The sequence below is a fragment of the Streptomyces sp. NBC_00029 genome (assembly GCF_045160505.1).
GTDB lineage: Bacteria > Actinomycetota > Actinomycetes > Streptomycetales > Streptomycetaceae > Streptomyces.
Map to the genome: position 1 here is coordinate 2,461,570 of NZ_CP108292.1, position 16,567 is coordinate 2,478,136.

Annotated in this window: 17 protein-coding genes; 7 read left to right on the top strand and 10 right to left on the bottom strand. The window is 72.8% G+C overall.

Annotated elements, in window-relative coordinates:
• Positions 1 to 21: 21 nt before the first annotated feature.
• Both OG753_RS11845 and OG753_RS11850 read right to left on the bottom strand, forming a co-directional pair.
• On the bottom strand, positions 22 to 1,194 hold the full coding sequence (locus OG753_RS11845) for an acyl-CoA dehydrogenase family protein (protein WP_327261771.1): 1,173 nt from the start codon (positions 1,192 to 1,194) through the stop codon (positions 22 to 24).
• A gap of 124 nt (positions 1,195 to 1,318) precedes the next feature.
• Positions 1,319 to 2,974 carry an MFS transporter gene (locus OG753_RS11850; protein WP_405788372.1) on the bottom strand — a complete coding sequence of 552 codons (1,656 nt, stop codon included), beginning with the start codon at positions 2,972 to 2,974 and terminating at the stop codon, positions 1,319 to 1,321.
• A gap of 310 nt (positions 2,975 to 3,284) precedes the next feature.
• Between OG753_RS11850 and OG753_RS11855 the strand changes: the two genes are divergently transcribed.
• Together OG753_RS11855 and OG753_RS11860 are read left to right on the top strand one after the other, a co-directional pair.
• Positions 3,285 to 4,394, top strand: a complete 1,110-nt coding sequence (locus tag OG753_RS11855; RefSeq protein WP_327261773.1) for a glycosyltransferase family 39 protein — start codon at positions 3,285 to 3,287, stop codon at positions 4,392 to 4,394.
• 241 nt (positions 4,395 to 4,635) lie between these two features.
• Positions 4,636 to 5,736, top strand: coding sequence for a phosphatase PAP2 family protein (locus OG753_RS11860; protein WP_405788373.1), 1,101 nt, complete (start codon positions 4,636 to 4,638; stop codon positions 5,734 to 5,736).
• Between the two features lie 284 nt (positions 5,737 to 6,020).
• Here OG753_RS11860 and OG753_RS11865 read toward each other — a convergent pair whose 3' ends face one another.
• The 3 genes from OG753_RS11865 to OG753_RS11875 form a co-directional block, all read right to left on the bottom strand.
• The gene (locus tag OG753_RS11865) at positions 6,021 to 7,001 is read right to left on the bottom strand and encodes a helix-turn-helix transcriptional regulator (protein ID WP_405788374.1); all 981 of its coding nucleotides are present in this window, start codon (positions 6,999 to 7,001) and stop codon (positions 6,021 to 6,023) included.
• 37 nt (positions 7,002 to 7,038) lie between these two features.
• A complete protein-coding gene (locus OG753_RS11870; RefSeq protein ID WP_327261776.1) occupies positions 7,039 to 7,572 on the bottom strand; it encodes a hypothetical protein in 534 nt (177 codons plus the stop codon).
• A 102-nt stretch (positions 7,573 to 7,674) separates the two neighbouring features.
• On the bottom strand, positions 7,675 to 8,391 hold the full coding sequence (locus tag OG753_RS11875) for a transglycosylase family protein (protein ID WP_327261777.1): 717 nt from the start codon (positions 8,389 to 8,391) through the stop codon (positions 7,675 to 7,677).
• 294 nt (positions 8,392 to 8,685) lie between these two features.
• Between OG753_RS11875 and OG753_RS11880 the strand changes: the two genes are divergently transcribed.
• Together OG753_RS11880 and OG753_RS11885 are read left to right on the top strand one after the other, a co-directional pair.
• Positions 8,686 to 9,489: a hypothetical protein gene (locus tag OG753_RS11880; RefSeq protein ID WP_383205293.1), complete on the top strand. Its 804-nt coding sequence runs from the start codon at positions 8,686 to 8,688 to the stop codon at positions 9,487 to 9,489.
• Between the two features lie 208 nt (positions 9,490 to 9,697).
• Positions 9,698 to 10,084 (top strand): hypothetical protein, encoded by a 387-nt coding sequence (locus tag OG753_RS11885; RefSeq protein ID WP_405788376.1) that lies wholly within the window; start codon positions 9,698 to 9,700, stop codon positions 10,082 to 10,084.
• A gap of 13 nt (positions 10,085 to 10,097) precedes the next feature.
• Here the strand turns inward: OG753_RS11885 and der are convergent, their stop codons facing one another.
• From der to OG753_RS11910, 5 genes are all read right to left on the bottom strand, one after another.
• Positions 10,098 to 11,561: a ribosome biogenesis GTPase Der gene (gene der, locus OG753_RS11890; RefSeq protein WP_327261780.1), complete on the bottom strand. Its 1,464-nt coding sequence runs from the start codon at positions 11,559 to 11,561 to the stop codon at positions 10,098 to 10,100.
• A 76-nt stretch (positions 11,562 to 11,637) separates the two neighbouring features.
• Entirely contained in the window at positions 11,638 to 12,354 is a 717-nt protein-coding gene (locus OG753_RS11895; RefSeq protein WP_383196695.1) for a lysophospholipid acyltransferase family protein, read from the bottom strand.
• Positions 12,282 to 13,016, bottom strand: coding sequence for a (d)CMP kinase (gene cmk / locus OG753_RS11900; RefSeq protein WP_327261782.1), 735 nt, complete (start codon positions 13,014 to 13,016; stop codon positions 12,282 to 12,284). The genes OG753_RS11895 and cmk overlap by 73 nt, the downstream gene beginning before the upstream one ends.
• 135 nt (positions 13,017 to 13,151) lie before the next feature.
• A complete protein-coding gene (locus OG753_RS11905) occupies positions 13,152 to 14,240 on the bottom strand; it encodes a prephenate dehydrogenase (protein WP_327261783.1) in 1,089 nt (362 codons plus the stop codon).
• Positions 14,241 to 14,371: 131 nt separating this feature from the next.
• Positions 14,372 to 14,824, bottom strand: a complete 453-nt coding sequence (locus tag OG753_RS11910) for a YidB family protein (protein ID WP_327261784.1) — start codon at positions 14,822 to 14,824, stop codon at positions 14,372 to 14,374.
• 137 nt (positions 14,825 to 14,961) lie between these two features.
• Here OG753_RS11910 and OG753_RS11915 point away from each other — a divergent pair, with 137 nt between their 5' ends.
• From OG753_RS11915 to OG753_RS11925, 3 genes are all read left to right on the top strand, one after another.
• A complete protein-coding gene (locus OG753_RS11915) occupies positions 14,962 to 15,303 on the top strand; it encodes a DUF952 domain-containing protein (RefSeq protein WP_327261785.1) in 342 nt (113 codons plus the stop codon).
• An 81-nt stretch (positions 15,304 to 15,384) separates the two neighbouring features.
• Complete coding sequence (locus OG753_RS11920; protein WP_401284471.1) at positions 15,385 to 15,858, top strand: Rieske (2Fe-2S) protein; 474 nt, start codon at positions 15,385 to 15,387, stop codon at positions 15,856 to 15,858.
• A gap of 28 nt (positions 15,859 to 15,886) precedes the next feature.
• Positions 15,887 to 16,567, top strand: coding sequence for a DNA polymerase beta superfamily protein (locus OG753_RS11925; RefSeq protein ID WP_405788380.1), 681 nt, complete (start codon positions 15,887 to 15,889; stop codon positions 16,565 to 16,567).

Here is a 16,567-nt window from a genome sequence, read left to right on the forward strand (position 1 = left end):
TCCCAGAGGTAGCTGGGATCCTCACCGGAAGGCGTCGAGGCCGGTGAGTGCCTTGCCCAGCACCAGCTGGTGCATCTCGACGGTGCCCTCGTAGGTGAGGACCGATTCGAGGTTGGTGGCGTGCCGCATGACGGGATATTCGAGGGAGATCCCGTTGGCACCGAGGATGGTCCGCGCGGTGCGGCAGATCTCGATCGCCTCGCGGACGTTGTTGAGCTTGCCGAAGCTGATCTGCTCCGGCCGCAGGGTGCCCGCGTCCATCCGCCGGCCCAGGTGGTGGGCGAGCAGGATGCCCTTGTGGAGTTCCAGGGCCATGTCCGCGAGTTTGGCCTGGGTGAGCTGGAAACCGCCGATCGGCTTGCCGAACTGCTCCCGCGTCCTCGCGTAGTCGAGCGCGGACTCGAAACTGGCCCGCGCCGCGCCCATGGATCCCCAGATGATCCCGTACCGCGCGTGGCTGAGGCAGCCGAGCGGCCCCTTGAGCCCGGTGACGAGCGGCAGCACCGCGTCGGCGGGCAGCCGTACGTCGTCCATCACCAGCTCGCTCGTGACACTGGCCCGCAGCGACCACTTGTGCTTGATCTCCGGCGCGGAGAAACCGGCGGTGTCGGTGGGCACCGCGAAGCCGCGGATCCCCTCGTCGGTCTGCGCCCACACCACGGCGACGGAGGCCACCGACCCGTTGGTGATCCACATCTTGCGGCCGTTCAGCACCCAGTCGCCGCCGTCGCGCTTGGCGTAGGTCCGCATCGCGGCGGGATCCGATCCCACGTCGGGCTCGGTCAGCCCGAAGCAGCCGATCAGCTCGCCCGCGGCCATGCCGGGCAGCCAGCGCTGCTTCTGCTCCTCGGAGCCGTACTTCCAGATCGCGTACATGGCGAGCGAGCCCTGCACCGATACGAGCGAGCGGATACCGGAGTCGGCGGCCTCCAGCTCGAGGCAGGCGAGTCCGTACTGCACGGCGCTGGCACCGGCGCACCCGTACCCCTGGAGGGACATTCCGAGCGCCCCGATGCCACCGAGCTCGCGGGCCAGCTCCCGGATCCCGGGCAGCTCGCCGCTCTCGTACCACTGCGCGATGTTGGGCAGCACCCGGTCGGCGGCCCAGGCGCGGACGGTGTCGCGGACGGCGAGGTCCTCGGGCCCGAGGAGCTCGTCGAGCCCGAGCGGATCATGGGGCAGGAACGCGGACACGGGGCCTCCCGGCGGCCTGAGACGGAACCTAGCAGCGCAAGTTTTGCGCTCGCCCGAAGCTATTCGCCTCCGCCGGTCAAATCCAGCCCCCACTCGTCCGGCCCCGCAGGGCCGGCCCCGACCGTCAGCCCGCGCGCTCGGCCGGAGCCGGCAGCGTCTCGCCCTTCGCCTGCGCGGGAAGCCGCACCGCATCGGCCGGCGCCGCCTCGTCACCGGCCGCCGCCCCGCAGTCCATCACCCGCGGAAGCTTCAGCGCCATCACCGCCCCGGCCACCAGCAACGCCGCGCTCACCAGCAACGTCACGTGCAGCCCGTGCACGAACGACTGCCGCGCCGCGGCGTACAACGAGGCCCCTGCGGGCCCCCCGAGGTGCGCGGCGATCTGGTACGCCTCGCCCAGGGAGTTCGCCGCGCCCGCCGAATCCGCCGCCGAGACCCCCGGCACCCCCACGAGCCCCGGCCGGTACGCGGCGTTCATCACACTGCCGAGCAGCGCGATGCCCATGCCCGCGCCCAGCTGGTACGAGGTCTCGCCGATCGAGGCCGCGCCGCCCGCGGTGGCCGCCGGGGCCTCGCTCAGCATCGACTCGTACGCGGCGAACAGCGTGGTCTGCAGCCCGAAGCCGAGCAGGATGAAGCCGATGGTCAGCAGCAGCGGCCGGTCCTGCTGGCCCATGAGCGTCAGCAGCAGCACGGCGAAGGCCGTCAGGACGAAGCCCAGCGACACCATCGTGCGCGGCCCGACCCGCCCCAGGGTGTACGAGCCGGTGGCGCCCGCGGCCATCGCGGCGAAGGTCAGCGGCAGCAGCCGCAGGCCCGTCTCCAGCGGGCTGAGCTGCAGCACCAGCTGCAGGTACTGGACGGCGATCAGCTCCAGGCCGACCAGGGCCAGCATGGCGAGGACGATGCAGCCGACCGATGTGGAGAAGGCGGCCCGCGAGAACATCCGCATGTCGATCAGCGGGTGCTCGCGCCGCTTCTGCCGGCGTACGAACAGCACGAGCAGCACCACGCCGAGCAGCAGCGGGATCAGCGCCTCGGCGTCGAGGAGCCGGCGCTCGGCGCCCAGCCGCTTGACGCCGAGCACCGCGCCGAGCACGCCGCCGGCGGCCATCAATGCGCCGAGCACGTCCCACGGCCCGTCGGCGGAGCCGCGCGACTCCGGCAGCAGCCAGCGGCCGAGCGGCAGGATCAGCGCCATCAGCGGGATGTTGATGAGGAAGACCGAGCCCCACCAGAAGTGCTGGACGAGGAAGCCGCCGAGCACCGGGCCGCTGGCGGCGCCGATGGCCGCGACGGCGGTCCAGATGCCGATGGCGAGCGCCCGCTCGCGCCGGTCGGGGAAGACCTGGCGCAGGATCGACAGGGTGGCGGGCATGATCATCGCGCCGCCGATGCCGAGGAGGGCGCGCGCGGCGATGAGGACCTGGGCGTTGTCGGCGAGGGCCGCTATCGCGGAGGCCACGCCGAAGAGTCCGTAGCCGAGGAGGAGGACGCGGCGGCGGCCGACCCGGTCGCCGAGGGTGCCGAAGAGGATGAGCAGCGAGGCACAGACCAGCGGGTAGGCGTCGACGATCCAGAGGAGTTCGATCGGGCCGGGGCGCAGGTCCTCGGTGACGGAGGGGACGGCGACGTGCAGGATCGTCGCGTCGAGCGCGACGAGGACCAGGCTGACGCAGAGAACCGCCAGGACGGCCCAGCGGTTGGCTCCGCCGGAGGCCGCACTGAGCCGCTGCCAGGGGGAGGGGGTCCCGATCCCGGCCGCGTTCGTCCCCGACATGCATGTACCTCCCAGGTGATCCCTCGCGCTCGGCGGACCAGCGTCTTGTGGAGCCACGGGGGGTGGTGCGCTGTGCGGCGTCCAACGGGGTCCGGCATCGACACGCGAGTGAACGGTCAGCGTACGCGAGTTCGCCTGGCCCACACGTGGTCAAGCTCTCATCCCGGCGGCGGCCCCCGTGTGGCGTGTGCCACTCGCCACGCCCGCGGCCTTTCTCCGTGTACACGCGCGCTCACGGGACGTGGTTCTGCGTCTCGGCCCGGCTCCCGGTCCGAGCGGCGTGCCGCCGGTGCCACCGATAATCGTGCCCGTGAAAGATCTTGGATTTCGCCGGGCCGCGCCCGCACTGGCCGTCTTCGCGGCGGTCCGGCTGCTCGGGCTGGGCGTGCTCGCGGCGTGGGGCGCGGCGGCCGGCAGCAGCCCCCACACGCTGCTGTCCGCCCGCTGGGACTCGCTCTGGTACGCGCGCATCGCCGCGGAGGGATACGGGTACGAGGTGGCCCTCCCCAACGGGGACGTCCACTCGAACCTGGCGTTCTTCCCGCTGCTTCCGTGGCTGGAGCGGGTGGTGTCGGCCGCGACCGGGCTCTCGTACGGCTCCGCGGGCCTGGTCGTGTCGGTGGTCGCGGGGCTCGCGGCGGCCTGGGGGATCTTCGCGGTGGCCGATCTGCTCCACGGCCGCCGGGCCGGGGTGTTCGCGGTCGCGGTCTGGGCCGCGCTGCCGGTCGGGATCGTGCAGTCCATGGCGTACAGCGAGTCGCTGTTCACGGCGCTGGCCGCCTGGTCGCTCTACGGGGCCCTGCGCGGCCGGTGGCTGACGGCCGGGCTGCTCGCGGCCGGGGCGGGGCTGACCCGCCCGGTCGGCGCGGCGGTGGTCGCGGCGGTCTGGGTGGCCGCGGTGCTGGCATGGCGGCGCGGGGAGCGGTCCTGGCGGACGGTCGCGGGGGCGCTGCTGGCTCCGGCGGGCGCGGCGGCGTACGTGCTGTGGGTCGGCGCGCGCACCGGCGGCGGGCTGCTGGGCTACCTGGACGTGCAGGCCGGCTGGGGCAACGGCTTCGACGGCGGCTGGGCGTTCGCGCGGTTCATCGGGGCGAAGCTGGCCTCGTCCGCGTTCCTCGCCGGGGTGGGGCTGATCGCGGGGGTCGTGCTGGTCCTGTGGCTGTACGGGAAGTGCGTCCGGCAGCGGCAGCCGCTGCCGCTGCTCGTGTACTGCGGGATCGTCGTGGCGCTGGCGCTGTGCGCGTCCGGCTACTTCGGTTCCAAGCCCCGGCTGTTGCTGCCCGCCTTCCCGCTGCTGCTGCCGCCGGCGGTGGCGCTGGCGCGCTGGCGGCCCCGGCGGGCGGTCCTGGTGGTGGGCGCGGCGGCGCTGGCCTCGGCGGTCTACGGGGCGTTCTGGCTGAACGGCTCGGGCCCCCCTTAGGGCCTCCACGTCACGGAATGGATCATTCCGGACCATCTTTCAGCAAAAGAAATGACCTCTCGGGCAATAAAGTCCGGATAAGTGACTGAAACAATTACCGAAACAGTGGATCAAGAAGCCTCCAACCACTGTCGGAATACAGGGAATTACGTCCCGCGTGAGACCAACTCCACATCACATGGTCATCACAAAGCCCGCGATTCGCCCGGGCCGAGCGGCGACGGACGGTAACGTCGATTGAGTGCGTACCGACCAAATCCTCACCCGTCTGGAGCGGGTGTTCGCCCGGCTGGACCGGGAACCAGAGCGACCGGCTCATCTGCAAACCCCGCAGATGAGCCGGCACCGCGTCGTGCTCTTCGGATCGACCCTCGCCTTCTATCTCGCAATCGTGGTTGCCGTACTGACCACTTCCTGGCTCGTCCGCCTGGACTGGCAGATCATGTTCTTCCGGCCCTACGAGCAGTGGCCGCAGCTGCACGCCTTCCTCGACTACCTCGTCGTGCTCGGCCAGCGCGGACCCACCGCGGTCATGGTCGCCGCCTGGCTCGGCTGGCGCTCCTGGCGGCAGCACACCCTCCGCCCGCTGATCACCCTCGGCGTGGCGCTGCTGCTGCTCAACGTGACCGTGGGGGCCGTCAAGCTCGGCCTCGGCCGGCTCGGTCCGCACTACGCCACGGAGATCGGATCCGCCGAACTCTTCGCCGGCGGCGATATATTCCCTTCCGGCCACACCGCCAACGCCGTTGTGACCTGGGGAATCCTGGCCTACCTGGCTTCCACCGGAGTCACCCGGCGGGTGCTGTCCATCGTGTCCGCCGTCGTCTCGCTGAGCGTCGGCGCCACCACCGTGTACCTCGGCACCCACTGGGTCAGTGACGTCCTGCTGGGCTGGTCCGCGGGTCTGCTGATCCTGCTGGCGCTCCCCTGGTTCGAGCCGCTCATCGCCCGGGCCGAGGCCCACGTCTTCGACGTGCGCGAGCTGCTGCGCCGCCGCGCCGAGACCGGACGGATGCCCGTACCGGTGGTCTCCGCGCTCACCCCGCTGCTCTCGGCGGGCGGCAAGTGGCAGCTGCGGAGCGTCACAGAAGCCGTCGAGGAGCCAGTGCCTCAGCCCGTCACGGCCACCGTCGCCGTGGCGGCCGCGACGGCGACGGCCACCACCGCGACCGTCGTCGCCGCGCACTCCCCGGCGCCCCGGGTCACCGTGCACCCGACCGGCCGGCCCCACGTGATCCGGTCCGAGCGGACCCCGGTCACCCCGGTCGGCAGCCGCCGCCCGGCGCACACCGAACGGGCCGCCGCCCGGGGGGCCGCGGCCCGTCCGGTGGCCGGCGGCTGACCGTCCCACCGCGGGGGCGGTACGCACCACCTCCCCCCGCGACGCGAAGGCGGGCCGGGTCCTCGGACCCGGCCCGCCTTCGCGTTCGTCAGCGCCGCGCCCGGACGTTCGTCCGTCCCGGGTCACGCTTGTGTCACAGAATATCTACAGCCGAGAATTGTTTACCGGACCGCGACACGCCCGGGGTGCAGACGGTTTGGAATTCGCGCCGGACACTGCGCAATTCACGTCCGGGATTGCCATGACCCCCATGGTCCGGACCAGCTGAATCCCCCTCAGCTCCGCTACATTTCCTTCACTTCTCCGGCGTCCACTGCTCTCGCCAGGAGATCCCGCGCGCCCCTGATCCGATCAGTCAGCTCCGGCGGCTCGACCACTTCGAACTCACAGCCGAGCAGCATGATGTGAATCACCAGAACGTCCAGGTTCACCGCCCCGGTGTGCAGGAGGCAGCTCTGCCCGTCGACCTGTTCCAGGACCCCGTCACTCGGCCCGATGATCCGTGCCGCGTCCTGTGCCGGCATCTTCAGCCGGACCACCGCGCGGGCCGCGTACACCCGCTGCGAGACGCCCTCGGACACGTAGGCGGCGAGGTCCTCAGCGGGCGGCGGACGCGGAGTGAACCGCGGTCCGTGCGGCGGCCTGGGCTCGATCCGGTCCGCGCGGAAGGTCCGCCACGCCTCCCGGTCCAGGTCCCAGGCGACCAGGTACCAGCGCCGCTCGGTGCACACCAGCCGGTGCGGTTCGACGGTGCGCCGGCTGACGTTGCCCTCGTGGTCGCGGTACCCGAAGCGCAGCCGCTCGGCGTCCCGGCAGACCGAGGCCAGCTCGGTCAGCACCGAGGCGTCGACGGTGGACCGCTGCGCCCCGCGCAGCATCGGCACGGTGAACTCGTTGAGCGCGGAGACCCTGCGCCGCAGCCGCGACGGCAGCACCTGCTCCAGTTTCGCGAGGGCCCGTACGGAGGCCTCCCCGATGCCCTCGACCCCGTTCCCGGCGGCGGTGCGCAGGCCCACGGCGACGGCCACGGCCTCGTCGTCGTCCAGCAGCAGCGGCGGCAGCTCGGCCCCCGCCCCCAGCTGGTAGCCGCCGCCGGTACCGGGATTGGCGTTCACCGGATATCCGAGCTCGCGCAAGCGGTCCACGTCGCGCCGGACCGTCCGCGCGGTCACCCCGAGCCGGTCCGCGAGATCGGCCCCGGTCCATTCGCGGTGGGCCTGCAGCAGGGAGAGCAGGCGCAGCAGTCGTGCGGAGGTGTCGAGCATCCCCCGAGTCTGCCAGCGCGCCGCGGTCGGCCGGGGCTCAGCAGAGCAACGCCGGGGGCTCGGCGCCGCTCAGCCCGACGAGTTCGCAGAGGGTCTTGAGCGAGACCTTCCAGACTCCGTCCTCGAACACCACGGTCCCCTTGCTGCCGGGCAGTGTCGTGGCGTCGCCGACGCGCAGGTCGTAGGTCACCGTGGCCTCCGTGGGCGAGGTGAAGGTCACGTCCGTGACCTTCACGGAGACCTTGGCCGCCTCGGTGCCCGTCGAGAAGCCGTCGAGCAGCGCCTCGAGCAGGTCGCCGTGCTGCAGCAGATCGGCCTTCGCCTCGGTCGAGGTCTTCGGGTCGAAGAAGGCGGTCCAGTTCTTCTCGATCTGCGCCTTGGCCGCCTCGGGATCCGCGGGTCCGTCCACGGCGGGCAGGGACAGGACCGCGGCGGACGCAGGGCCCGGGGCCCCCGCCGCCACCGCGTCCGCGGACCACCCCACGACGGCCGGTACGGCCAGCAGGACCGCGGCCGCCGTGCAAGCCGCTGCCCGCCGGTGTGCGCGGTGCGGGTGTCTGCTCTGGACCATCTGGCTCACCACCGGGTGTGCGAGCGAGCCGTTCGGCTCGTTGTTTCCAGGGTCAGCGCCTTCAGGGCATCGCGCAACGCGCGAACGGTCCCGGCGGGCCGGTCAGGAACGCGGGGAAGGCGCCGCTGCGGGCGGAACCGGGGCCGGTTCCGGCGTCGGCGTCGGTTCCGGAGCCGGTTTCGGGGTCGGGGCGGGCTTCGGGGTCGGGACGGCGGGCTCCGGCGTGGGGAGGATCAGCAGCAGCCCCACCGCAAGGGCCTCCGGCCTCGGCCCGAGCAGCTCCAGGTTCGCCTCGTGGAGCGCCTGCCACCCGCCCCTGATCCGGTGCTTGCGGGCGATCGACACCAGCGTGTCCCCCTCCCGCACCGCGTGCATCCGCCCGGCCAGCCCGTACCGCTTGGAGCACACCGGCCACGCGTTCCACCCCTGCGAGCCGAGGACCTCCTCCGCGACCCGGATCTGCTGTGCGCGGGCGGCGAGGTCGGCCCGCTTCGCGAAGGCCAGCCCGCCGTACTCCTCCCACGTCGGCTGCCAGAACTGCAGCCCTCCGTAGAAGCCGTTGCCCGTGTTCACCGCCCACCGCCCGCCGCTCTCGCAGTCGGCCACGCAGTCCCAGGGCCATTCCCCGCCCGGCCCGCAGTCCCCCGGCCCGGTCCCGATCATCCCCGGCGAGCCGGGGTGCGCCGCCCCGGCCGGCCCGGGCGCGGGTGGCGGCGGAGCCACGGCTGCGGCGGCCGTGTCGCGGGGCAGTGCGCACACCAGCACGCAGGCGGCGACGGCGAAGGCGCCGACGGCCCGGCGGGTCCGGAGGTTGGGCATCGGGTCACGCTACGCAGCCGCCCCGGGCCTCTCGGCCCGCCACGCGGCAGGTCACCGCACCCCACCCGGTCGGCCGACCGCCCCAGTTACTCCAAACGGCCACACCCGACCATCAACTGCGCACAACCAGAAAACAGTTGGCACGAAAACAAAGCCCCGGTCGGACGGTTCACCCTTCCGGGCGCCCGGTTCGAATCCGTTCCCTCAAATGGCGTGACCCCGGCCGCCGCTGCGCCGTTGAGCCCGGCGAGCCGGGAGCCTCCCGGACCCGCACCTATGCCGAGGAGCCACCCCGTGCCGCGCATGCTCGACGTCAGTGATGAGGTACGTGCCGAGATCGGTGACGAAGAAGCCGACAGGCTGCTCGTCGGCGAAGACGCGCCGCGCAGTTACGACTGCACCTCCTGCCGCACCCCGGGCGACCCCGAGAACGACCGCACCAGCACGGTGCTGTTCGTCGGCGAGGAGACCGCCGTCCTCGCCTTCGCCCACGCCACCTGCATCCCCTCGCAGGTCGTCTCCGTCTCCGAGGAGCAGCTGCAGGGCGCCGTCCGCAGCATCACCGGCGACAGCCCGGCCGGTGGCGCCGGCGCCGCCCCGCAGAACGTGCCCGGCGGCCAGGCCGTCCTCGGCATCACCAGCGGCCTGATCCTGATCGCCGGGGAGCTGCACCCCGCCCTGGTGGTCGAGCCGACCGCCCCGATCGCCCGCCCCGGCAGCGACGGCCCCGGCGACGACTTCCTGCCGCTCCTCATCGAGCAGGGCTTCATCCCGGTGACCGACACCTCCGAGGTCCCGACCGTGCTCGGCGGCTGGTCCGTCCTGCTCGCCGCGGGCCAGCTGCACGCCGTGCTGCAGCCGGGTGCCGAGGGCGGCGGCCAGGTCGCCTGGTGGCAGGCGCACCACGCGCTGTCCGTCACCGACGGCTGGCGGGCCGCCGTCAACAAGACCCAGCGCGTGCTCATCTACGCCGCCCCGGTCGGCTCCATCGGCCAGCAGCCCCGTGAGGACCTGCTGCGCGACGCGCTGGACAAGGCCGCCGCCGCGGGCAAGCTCGTGGCCGCCGCGATGCCGCTGGCGGGTACGCCCGGCGCCTGATCCGAGCCGGTACCGGAACGGCCGCCAGCCCCCTGCCGAGGGGGCCGGGCGGCATGCGCCGGGGGTGTGCGGTCCGTCCCGCACACCCCCGGCGATCTGCGTTTCCGCCCCCGTCACCCCGCATCCGCAGAGCGCCGGTTTCGTTGGCTGGTACGTGCATTCATACGACTCCTCCCGCGCCCCGTCCTATCCGAGCAGCGTCCCCGCGATGCGTCCCGCACGGGACCGGGACAGCTCTCCGGCCGTCTCGCACACCCCGATCTACGACACGCTGTACTCGGAGTACCTGCGCGCCTTCCGGGCGCTGCCGGGCGACCGCACCGGCGAGGAGGACCACGGGTTCACGGCCTTCTCGTACGGGGGCTCGTACACGACCGGCGGCTCGTACGGCAGCGGCTGGAGCGGGTCGGCCTGGCAGCGGGTCGACGGCTGGCAGCCCTCGTACGCGCCGCAGTCCCCGTCCCAGGCGCAGCCCTCGTCCACGTCGGCGTACTCGTACGCGGGCAGCCCCGCATACGCCGACGGGCGGCAGCACCAGACCGGGATGACACACGTCCCGGCGGCCCTGCCGCCCGCTCCGCGCCGGGGTTACTGACCCCGCCCGGCTGCTACTTCTTCTTCTTGTACTGGGCGCCGCGCTTCTCGCGCACCCGCACCGAGATGTGGATCGGGGTGCCCTCGAAGCCGAACTCCTCGCGCAGGCGGCGCTCGATGAAGCGCCGGTAGCCGTGCTCCAGGAAGCCGGAGGCGAAGAGGACGAACCGCGGCGGCTTGCTGCCCGCCTGGGTACCGAACAGGATGCGGGGCTGCTTGCCGCCACGGATCGGGTGCGGGTGCGCGGCGACGACCTCGCCGAGGAAGGCGTTCAGCCGGCCGGTGGGGACGCGCGTCTCCCAGCCCGCCAGCGCCGTCTCGATCGCCGGGACCAGCTTCTCCATGTGACGGCCGGTGAGCGCCGAGACGTTCACCCGGGGAGCCCAGGCGACCTGCTGCATCTCGGTCTCGATCTCGCGCTCGAGGTAGTAGCGGCGCTCCTCGTCGAGCTCGTCCCACTTGTTGTACGCGACCACGATCGCGCGGCCCGCTTCGACGGCCATCGTGATGATGCGCTGGTCCTGGACGCTGATGGTCTCGGTGGTGTCGATCAGGATCACCGCGACCTCCGCCTTCTCGACGGCGGCGGCCGTGCGCAGGGAGGCGTAGTAGTCGGCGCCCTGCTGGAGGTGGACCTTCTTGCGGATACCGGCGGTGTCGACGAACTTCCAGGTGATGCCGCCGAGTTCGATCAGCTCGTCGACCGGGTCGCGGGTGGTGCCGGCCAGCTCGTTGACGACGACGCGGTCCTCCTTCGCCACCTTGTTCAGGAGCGAGGACTTGCCGACGTTCGGGCGGCCGATGAGCGCGATGCGGCGCGGGCCGCCGGGGGCGGCGCCGCCGAAGGTCTGCGCGGGGGCCTCGGGCAGGGCTTCGAGGACGGCGTCGAGCATGTCGCCGGTGCCGCGGCCGTGCAGCGAGGAGACCGGGTGCGGCATGCCGAGGCCCAGCGACCACAGGGAGGCCGCGTCGGACTCGCCGCTCTGGCCGTCGACCTTGTTGGCGCACAGGACGACGGGCTTGCCCGCCCTGCGCAGCAGCCGTACGACGGCCTCGTCGGTGTCGGTGGCGCCGACCTTGGCGTCGACGACGAAGACGACCGCGTCGGCGGCCTCGATGGCGTACTCGGCCTGGGCGGCGACGGAGGCGTCGATGCCGAGGACGTCCTGCTCCCAGCCGCCGGTGTCGACGACCTTGAAGCGGCGGCCGGCCCACTCGGCCTCGTACGTGACGCGGTCGCGGGTGACGCCGGGCTTGTCCTCGACGACCGCCTCGCGGCGGCCGATGATCCGGTTCACCAGGGTCGACTTGCCGACGTTCGGGCGGCCGACGACGGCGAGGACGGGAAGCGGGCCGTGGCCGGCCTCCTCGATCGCGCCTTCGACCTCTTCGATGTCGAAGCCCTCTTCCGCGGCGAGCTCCATGAACTCCGCGTACTCGGCGTCGCCAAGTGCTCCGTGGTCGTGCTGGTCGTTCATGAAGTCCGTTCCTCGTCGTTCGTGGTGGTCGGTGGTGCCCGCGCAGCGCGGTTCCACTACTGGTTTCAAGTCTCGCTCAGCGCCCGGTGAGGCGCTTGGCGTCGGCCAGGTGGGCGGTCAGCCGGTCCTGGATGCGTACGGTGGCCTCGTCCAGCGCGGTACGGGTCCGGCGGCCACTGCCGTCCCCCGCGTCGAAGGCCGAGCCGAAGACGACGTCGACCCGGCTCTTGAGGGCCGGCAGGCCCTTGACGACCCGGCCCGGGGTGTCCCCGCTGCCCAGAACGGCGACGGGCACGATGGGGGCGCCGCTGCGGACCGCGAAGTACGCGAGGCCCGCGCGCAGCGAGGCGAAGTCGCCCTCGCCCCGGGTGCCCTCGGGAAATATCCCCAGGGCCCCTCCATTGTCGAGCACTCCGAGGGCGCGGCCTATCGCGGTGCGGTCGGGGCCGCCGCGGTCGACCTTGACCTGCCCGATCCCTTCGAGGAAGGGGCCGAGCGGGCCCACGTACGCTTCCTTCTTGATCAGGAAGTGCAGCGGCCGGGGCGCGGTGCCCATGACCATGGGGCCGTCGATGTTGTGCGAGTGGTTCACGGCGAGGATGACGGGGCCCGAGGCGGGCACCTTCCAGGCCCCCAGTACGCGCGGCTTCCAGAGCCCGTACATGAGCCCGATGCCGATGCGCCTGCCGACCGCCGCACCCTTGAGGGAGGGCGCTTCGCTCACTTGCCGGCCGCCCGCTTCTCGGTGCCCGCGGTCGCGTTCTGCCGCTCGGCCACGAGCGTGACGACGCATTCGATCACCTGGTCGAGCGTGAGCTCGGTGGTGTCCACCTCGACGGCGTCGCCGGCCTTGGCCAGCGGGGAGGTCTTGCGGCCGGAGTCGGCCGCGTCGCGCTTGATCAGCGCCTCCTTGGTGGCCGCGAGGTCGGCGGCCTCCTTGCCGCGGAGCTCTCCGCTGCGCCGGGCGGCGCGCGCCTCGGCGGAGGCGGTCAGGAAGACCTTGAGGTCGGCGTCGGGCAGGACGGTGGTGCCGATGTCCCGGCCCTCGACGACGATCCCGTCGGCCTCCTGGGCCGCCTCGGCGGCGATGGAGCGCTGCAGGTCGGTGATCAGGGTGCGCACCTCGGGGACGGCGCTGACGGCGCTGACCCTGGAGGTGACCTCCTGGGTCCGGATGGGGCCCGCGGCGTCGAGGCCGTCCACGGTGATGGTGGGGGCGGCCGGGTCGGTGCCGGACACGATGGTGGGCTTGCCGGCGGCGATCGCGACGGCCTGCGGGTCGTCGGTGTCGACGCCGTTGGTGATCATCCACCAGGTGATGGCCCGGTACTGGGCGCCGGTGTCCAGGTAGCGCAGCCCGAGCTTGGCGGCCACGGCCTTGGAGGTGCTGGACTTGCCCGTGCCGGAGGGACCGTCGATGGCGACGATCACGGCGGACGGAGCTGCGGTTTCCACGGTGCGGGCACCTTCCTGGTTGCGCGTACGTGTCCGGGCGCGGCAAAGCGCCCCTCCCCAAGGTTACCGGCCCCGGACGGCCCCCGTCCCCGCCGTGCGTTTCGGGGGCCCGGCGGCCCCCGCGGCGGGCGGGAGCTACTGCTGCCGCAGCGCCCAGCCCCGCTCGCGCAGCTCGGCCGTCAGGCCCGCCACCGCGCGCGGCTCCACCATGAGCTGGACGAGGCCGGCCTGCTGGCCCGTCGCGTGCTCGATCCGTACGTCCTCGATGTTGACCCCGGCCCGTCCCGCGTCGGCGAAGATCCGCGCGAGCTCGCCGGGCTGGTCGCTGATGAGCACGGCGACCGTCTCGTAGACGGTGGGCGCCGAGCCGTGCTTGCCCGGCACCCGGACCCGGCCCGCGTTCCCGCGCCGCAGCACGTCCTCGATGCCCGCGGCGCCGCCGCGGCGCTTGTCCACGTCGGCGGACTGCAGGCCCCGCAGCGCTTCCACGGTCTCCTCCAGGTCGGCGGCGATCCCGGCGAGGACATCGGCCACCGGTCCCGGGTTGGCGGAGAGGATCTCCACCCACATCCGCGGGTCGGAGGCCGCGATCCGGGTCACGTCGCGGATGCCCTGCCCGCACAGCCGCACCGCGGTCTCGTCGGCCTCCTCCAGGCGGGCCGCGACCATGCTGGAGACCAGCTGCGGGGTGTGCGAGACGAGCGCCACCGCGCGGTCGTGGGCGTCGGCGTCCATCACCACCGGTACGGCACGGCTCAGGGCGACCAGCTCCAGTGCGAGGTTGAGCACCTCGTGATCCGTGTCCCGGGTGGGGGTCAGCACCCACGGGCGGCCCTCGAAGAGGTCCGCGGTGGCAGCGAGCGGCCCCGACTGTTCCTTGCCGGCCATCGGGTGCGTGCCGATGTAGGTGGTGACGTCCACGCCGAGTGCCGCCAGCTCCCGCCGCGGTCCGCCCTTGACGCTGGCCACGTCCACGTAGGCCCGCGCAACGCCGCGCCCGATGAGGTCGGCCAGGGTCGCGGCCACGTGGGCCGGGGGTACGGCGACGATCGCGAGGTCGACGCGCTCCTTCGGGGGCTCGTCGGTGCCGGCCCCGAGGGCGGCCGCCGTACGGGCCCGGTCCGGGTCGTGGTCGACGAGGTGGACGGTGATCCCCCGGGCTGACAGGGCGAGCGCCGCGGAGGTGCCGATCAGTCCGGTTCCGATGACGACGGCGGTTCTCACGAGGCACTCCAGGGTTGCGAAAGGCGAGCTGACGGGCTGTCCGGCCAGGGTATCCAGCCCTCGCGCGCGGAGGACCCGACCGCCCATCCCGTGGGACGGCGGCCGGGTCCTCGCGTGCTGCGGCCGGGCCGTCAGAACTTCTGGGCCCGGATGATCTCCTCCAGCGAGCCGGTCGGGAGCTGTCCCTGCGGGCTCAGCCTGTCGACGGCCGTCGGCAGCGCCTGCGCGATCTGGTCGGCGGCCTCCTGGGGGCTGACGCCGGCCTGTGCGGCCGCCTTCTGCAGGGCCTCGTCGGGCAGTGCCTCGGCGATCTGGGCGCCGCTGACCGGCTGGTTGTCCCCGGTGCCGATCCAGGACTGGGCCTGGTCGGCCAGGCCGGACCTGGTCAGCATGTCCATCAGTCCGCCGAGCGGGTTGTTCCCGCCGGCCTGGGCGCCGCCCGGACCGGCGCCCGCACCGGCGCCGCCTCCCACGAGGGCGCCGAGGAGCGCGCCGAGGATGTTGCCGCCGCCACCGCTCCCGCCCTGGCCGCCGCTTCCGCCCAGGAGGCCGCCGAGAAGGGAGCCGAGGTCGTTACCCGCCATGGTCGCGCCTTTCGAAGAGGGACCGGACCGCGCGCGCAGCGTCGTACCCGGCTTCGAGACACGGACAATGTCACCCATACCGGAGTATGCCGCCACCTGGCGCACACGCCTTCTACCGCTGCGGTAGAACGATCTGCATGATCTTCCACATCGTCCCCCTCACCGACTGGACCGCCGCACCGGAGCTCCCGTACGCCCCGGCCTCGCTGGAGGCCGAGGGGTTCGTCCACTGTTCGGCGGACCGCGCCACGGCCCTCGCGATCGCCGACGCGCACTACCGGTCGGTACCCGGGATCCTGCTCGCGGTGGAGCTCGAGGAGGGCGCACTGACCGCCGAGGTCCGCCGGGCGAGTGAAACCGGGGGCCGATACCCACATGTTCACGGCCCGCTGAACCGGGAAGCCGTGGTCCACGTGTGGGAGGTCGTACGCACACCCGGCACTCCCACCTCACTGGCCCCGTGGGAACCGGGCCGATGAACCGGCGCGGCAGGCTTCACCTGAGGCCCGCCGCAGGCCAGGATGCTGCACGCCATCCGGCCACGAAGCGAGGAGAGACTCATGAGCGACCTCACGCACACCGCCCGGCGCACGGTACTGACGATCGGCGCGGCCGCCCTGACCGGCGGTGCGATCACCGCCTGCGGCGGTGGCAGCGCCGAGAAGGCCTCCCCGGGGGAACCGAACGACGCGGCCGTCCAGCCCGTCGCCCCGGCTCCCGCCACCCCGGACGCCGGGGCGGGCGACAAGACCCTCACCAAGAAGGCGGACGTGCCGGTGGGCGGCGGCAAGGTATTCAAGGAGGAGAAGGTCGTCGTCACCCAGCCCAAGGCCGGCACCTTCAAGTGCTTCACGGCGGTCTGCCCCCACCAGGGCTGCCTGGTCAACAAGGTGGCGAACGGCACCATCGACTGCCCCTGCCACGACAGCAAGTTCGCGATCGCCGACGGCGCGGTGACCAAGGGCCCGGCCACCAAGGGACTGGCGGAGAAGAAGATCACGGTCGCGGCCGACGGCAATATCTCGCTCGCATAGCGACAGGCCGGGCGCCTACGCTCCCCGGATGGACGATCTGGCGCTGGTACGGGACCACACGGTGTACCGGTGCGTGATGGGCTCCCGGGCGTTCGGGCTGGCGACGGAGGCGAGCGACACCGACCTGCGCGGTGTCTACCTCGCCCCGACGCCGCTGTTCTGGCGGTTCGAGAAGCCCCCCACGCACGTGGAGGGACCGCGGGAGGAGGAGTTCTCCTGGGAGCTGGAGCGCTTCTGCGAACTGGCCCTGCGCGCCAACCCGAACATCCTGGAGTGCCTGCACTCCCCCCTGGTGGAGGAGGTCACCCCGGTCGGCGAGGAGCTGCTCTCGCTGCGCGGGGCCTTCCTCTCCCGCCGGGCCCACACCAGCTTCAGCCGGTACGCGGCCTCCCAGCGCGGCAAACTCGTCGCGGACGTCCGCGTCCACGGCGCCCCGCGCTGGAAGCACGCCATGCACCTGCTGCGCCTGCTGCTGTCCTGCCGCGACCTCCTGCGCACGGGCCGGCTGACCATCGACGCCGGACCGCACCGCGACCGCCTCCTCGCGGTCCGCCGCGGGGAGCTCACCTGGGAGGAGACCGACGCCTGGATGGCGCGCCTCCAGCAGGAGACGGAGACGGCCCTGGCATCCACCGTCCTGCCCGAGGAGCCGGACCACGCCCGGGTGCAGGACTTCCTGGTCCGCACCCGCCGCGCGTCGGCCGCGTAG

Coding starts and splice junctions, on each gene's coding strand:
- OG753_RS11850 (WP_405788372.1), bottom strand. CDS start 2,974: ATGTCGGGGACGAACGCGGCCGGGATCGGGACCCCCTCCCCCTGGCAG.
- OG753_RS11865 (WP_405788374.1), bottom strand. CDS start 7,001: ATGCTCGACACCTCCGCACGACTGCTGCGCCTGCTCTCCCTGCTGCAG.
- OG753_RS11870 (WP_327261776.1), bottom strand. CDS start 7,572: ATGGTCCAGAGCAGACACCCGCACCGCGCACACCGGCGGGCAGCGGCT.
- OG753_RS11875 (WP_327261777.1), bottom strand. CDS start 8,391: ATGCCCAACCTCCGGACCCGCCGGGCCGTCGGCGCCTTCGCCGTCGCC.
- OG753_RS11885 (WP_405788376.1), top strand. CDS start 9,698: ATGCGTCCCGCACGGGACCGGGACAGCTCTCCGGCCGTCTCGCACACC.
- der (WP_327261780.1), bottom strand. CDS start 11,561: ATGAACGACCAGCACGACCACGGAGCACTTGGCGACGCCGAGTACGCG.
- OG753_RS11895 (WP_383196695.1), bottom strand. CDS start 12,354: ATGCGTCGTCACGCTCGTGGCCGAGCGGCAGAACGCGACCGCGGGCAC.
- OG753_RS11910 (WP_327261784.1), bottom strand. CDS start 14,824: ATGGCGGGTAACGACCTCGGCTCCCTTCTCGGCGGCCTCCTGGGCGGA.
- OG753_RS11915 (WP_327261785.1), top strand. CDS start 14,962: ATGATCTTCCACATCGTCCCCCTCACCGACTGGACCGCCGCACCGGAG.
- OG753_RS11920 (WP_401284471.1), top strand. CDS start 15,385: ATGAGCGACCTCACGCACACCGCCCGGCGCACGGTACTGACGATCGGC.
- OG753_RS11925 (WP_405788380.1), top strand. CDS start 15,887: ATGGACGATCTGGCGCTGGTACGGGACCACACGGTGTACCGGTGCGTG.